This is a genomic window from Mycobacterium sp. UM_Kg27, assembly GCF_000972905.1.
GTDB lineage: Bacteria > Actinomycetota > Actinomycetes > Mycobacteriales > Mycobacteriaceae > Mycobacterium.
Genome location: NZ_JRMM01000216.1, coordinates 1 through 4,153, shown reverse-complemented (window position 1 = coordinate 4,153; position 4,153 = coordinate 1). Strand labels below are relative to the sequence as shown.

Here is a 4,153-nt window from a genome sequence, read left to right as displayed (position 1 = left end):
GAGATGTGTATAAGAGACAGCCGCGCGGGCGGACGCCGCCAGCCGATCCTGCAAGACGCCAAGGTCTTTGCCGCGAGCCACCTCTGTGCCGTCGGCGGCCTCCACCGCGAAGGTGACCCTCAAGTGCGCGGGAAGCTTGTCCAGGTCGAAGGCATCGATTCCGACCAGCACACCGGTGCGGCGACGCAGCTCGTGGACCAGCGTCTCCAGCAGCGGCTCGCCTGACGGCCCGATCGACGACAGCACCGCGCGCGCGGTGTCGGGCGCCGGGACAAAGTTACGACGCAGGTCTTTGGGCAGGGAGCGGATCAGCGCGGTGATCAGCTCTTCGCGCAGCGCCGGTACCTGCCAGGCGAACTCGTCGCCGCCGAGGCGTGCCAGCACATCGATCGGGACATGGACGGTGACCCCGTCGTCGGCGGCGCCCGGCTCGAAGCGATAGCTCAGCGGCAACGCGAGATCGGCGGTCGCCCAACTGTCCGGCCGGTCGGCGCCGAGTGTCTCGTCGGCCCGCAGCAGCTCATCGCGAGTGAAGGTCAGCAGGTCAGGGGTAATCTTCTGCTGCTTCTTCCACCAGCCGTCGAAGTGCCGTGCCGAGACCACCTCGGCGGGAATCCTTGTGTCGTAGAGGTCATACACGGTGTCGTCGTCGACGATCAGGTCGCGACGACGGACCCTGTCCTCCAGCTCCTGCAGCTGGGTGCGCAGCGCTGCGTTGTCGGCGAGGAATCGGTGCCGGGCCACCCAGTCGCCGTCGACCAGCGCATGCCGGATGAACAGCGCGCGGGCCACCACGGGCTCCACCCGGGCGTAGCCCACCCGGCGGCGCGCCACCAGCGGCAACCCGTAGAGCGTCACCTTTTCGAAGGCCATCACCTCGCCGCGCTTGGCATCCCAATGCGGCTCGCTGTAGCTGCGCTGGACCAGATCGCCCGCCACCCGCTCGACGGTTTCCGGCTGGATGCGCGCGGCGGTCCGCCCGAACAGCCGGCTGGTCTCCACCAGTTCAGCGACCATCGTCCAGCGCGGCGGTCGTTTGGCCAGCACCGATCCGGGCGCCAACACGAATTTCGAGTTGCGTGCACCGGCGAACTCCCGGCCGTCCTCGCGCCGCATCCCGACATGCGACAACAACCCGGCCAACAACGCAGCGTGCACAGCAGCCGGTTGAGCGGGCTCACCAGATTCACGGATGCCGATATCGGCGGCGATGCTGCGCAGCTGACCGACCAGGTCCTGCCATTCCCGAATCCGCAGGTAGTGCAGGAACTCATTACGGCACATGCGGCGAAACGCACTGCCGCTCAAAGCCTTCCGCTGCTCTGATAGGTACGACCACAAGTTGAGGTAGGCGGTGAAGTCGGAATCGTCGTCGACGAACCGGGCATGTTTGGCCCGGGCCGCCTCCTCCCGATCGACCGGCCGCTCCCTGGGGTCGGGGATGGTCAGGGCGGCGGCGAGCACCAGCATCTCGCGCACACAGCCCTCGGTCTCAGCAGCCAGGATCATCCGGCCCAAGCGCGGGTCCACCGGCAGCCGGGCCAGCCGACGGCCCACATCGGTGATCGCCCCCTGCGCGGTGAACGCCCCGAGTTCGACCAGCAACGCGACCCCGTCGCGGATGCTGCGCGAATCGGGAGGGTCGAGGAAGCCGAAGTCTTCCACCGCACCCAGCCGCAGCGACGCCATCCGCAGCAACACAGCCGCCAGGTTCGTGCGCAACACCTCGGGGTCGGTGTAGCGCGGTCGCGTGTCGAAGTCGACTTCGCTGTAGAGCCGGATGCAGATCCCGGGCGCCGTGCGGCCGCACCGGCCGCTGCGCTGGGCGGCGGAGGCCTGCGAGATGGGTTCGATCGGGAGCCGCTGCACCTTCAGCCGGCGACTGTAGCGGGAGATACGTGCGTTGCCCGGATCGATCACGTAGCGGATGCCCGGTACCGTCAGCGATGTCTCAGCCACGTTGGTGGCCAGCACAATGCGGTTCTTCTGCGGCCCCGAACGGGGCCGGGCGAACACCTTCTGCTGCTCTGCGGTGGACAGCCGCGCGTACAACGGAAGAATCTCGGTGTTGGGCAGCCCGCCGAGAGCCTCGGCGGTGTCGCGGATCTCGCGTTCGCCGGACAGGAACACCAGAATGTCGCCGGGCGGTTCGGCGGACAGTTCGTGCACCGCGTCGACGATCGCCTCGATCTCGTCGCGCGTCTCGGTCCGGATGATCTCTCGATCCGGGTCGTTGGGGTCGGTGGAATCGTCTGCGACCTCCGGGCTGACCGGGAGCTCCAGTGGGCGATACCGGATTTCCACCGGGTAGCTGCGGCCGGACACCTCGACGATCGGCGCAGGGCCACCGCCGTTGTGCGCGCTGCGCCCATATTCGGCTCCGCCACCGCGCCCATATTCGGCTCCGCCGAAGTGCGCTGCGAAGCGCTGAGGTTCGATGGTGGCCGAGGTGATGATCACCTTCAGATCTGGCCGGCGCGGCAACAACTCCCGCAGATAGCCGAGCAGAAAGTCGATGTTGAGGCTGCGTTCATGCGCCTCGTCGATGATCAGCGTGTCGTAGCGCAGCAACCGCCGGTCGCGTTCGAGCTCGGCGAGCAGGATGCCGTCGGTCATCAGCTTGATCAGGGTCCGATCGGACACCCGGTCGGTGAACCGGACCGCGTACCCGACGACATCGCCTAGCGGGCTGGCCAATTCGTCGGCGATGCGCTGAGCAACGGTGCGGGCGGCCAGCCGCCGCGGCTGGGTGTGGCCGATGGTGCCGCGAATTCCGCGACCGAGCTCCAGGCATATCTTGGGCAGCTGAGTGGTTTTACCGGAACCGGTCTCGCCGGCCACCACCACGACCTGGTGATCCCGAATCGCCGCGGCGATCTCGTCGCGGCGGGCGCTGACCGGCAGGTCGGGATAGCGGACATCCGGCACTGCGGCCCGGCGCGCGGCAATCAGCGCTTGGGCCTCGCCCATCCGCTCGGCCAGTTTTCGCACCTGCTCGGGCTTTGCGCCCCGCAGGTCCTTCAGGCGCCGTCCGAAGTAGACCGCGTCCCGCAGGGTCAGCTCATCGAGGAGCGTGCGCAACTGCGCGACGGACGGTTCCACCACTTCGCGAAGCTTACGGGCCGGGGCGACCCACCTGTCATCTGGCATTTAGCCAGTCATTATCAGCGTCATCCCAATTCCACCAGAATTCCACCGTTAGATCATGGCTGTTCACCCTACCGTAACCTTCGTGCACCGCATTAAATAGAGAAGTGACCCGGATAGCACGCGATGTTGCGAATTACCGGCCGGGTTGATCCGTGATGGCGCGCCAGTGATCATCACCCTAATTTGTCTGCGAAAGGGCAAAGTGAAACTGAACGGAATTGGCACGACGCTGGGCATTGTGGCGACCGGCGCATTGGTGTTATCCGGGTGCGGCAGCGATAAGAACGCCGACACCGGTGAGAAGACGACCTCGAGCTCGGCGGCCGCGGGCGGCAACTGCGGCGGCACGGACACGCTGAAAGCCAGCGGATCGACCGCCCAGCAGAACGCGATGGCCCGGTTCGTCAAGGCGTTCATCGACGAGTGTCCCGACCACAACGTCAACTACACGGCCAACGGATCGGGCGCCGGTATCCGGGAGTTCGTGGGCGGCCAGACCGACTTCGCCGGCTCCGACGTTCCGCTGAGCGGCGACGACTACGCCGAGGCGCAGCAGCGCTGCGAATCCCCGGCATGGAACCTGCCGGTGGTGTTCGGCCCCATCGCGATCACCTACAACATCCCGGGCGTCGACACGCTGATTCTCGACGGCCCGACCGCCGCGAAGATCTTCAACGGAGCCATCACCAGCTGGGATGACGCAGCAATCAAGGCGCTCAACCCGACGGCCACGCTGCCCGCCCAGCCGATCCACGTGGTGTTCCGCAGCGACGAGTCCGGGACCACCGACAACTTCCAGCAGTACCTGGATGCCGCCTCCGGCGGGGCCTGGGGCAAGGGCGTCGGCAAGTCGTTCAATGGTGGCGTCGGTGAAGGCGCCAAGGGCAACGACGGCACGGCCGGAGCCATCGCCTCCACCGAGGGGGCGATCACCTACAACGAGTGGTCATTCGCCCAGGCCAAGAATCTGGCGACTGCCCAGATCGTCACCTCCGCCGGGCCC

Annotated in this window: 2 protein-coding genes; one reads left to right on the top strand and one right to left on the bottom strand. The window is 67.0% G+C overall.

Annotated features, from left to right (window positions below; all coding sequences use genetic code 11):
* Positions 1-3,105: ATP-dependent RNA helicase HrpA (hrpA, locus tag LI94_RS20480; protein WP_046302368.1), on the bottom strand; the 3,105-nt coding region annotated here is incomplete at its 3' end.
* 247 nt (positions 3,106-3,352) lie between these two features.
* On the opposite strand from hrpA, the gene pstS reads away from it, so the two are divergent.
* A partial coding sequence (gene pstS, locus LI94_RS20475; protein WP_046302367.1) for a phosphate ABC transporter substrate-binding protein PstS occupies positions 3,353-4,153 on the top strand: 801 nt, incomplete at its 3' end.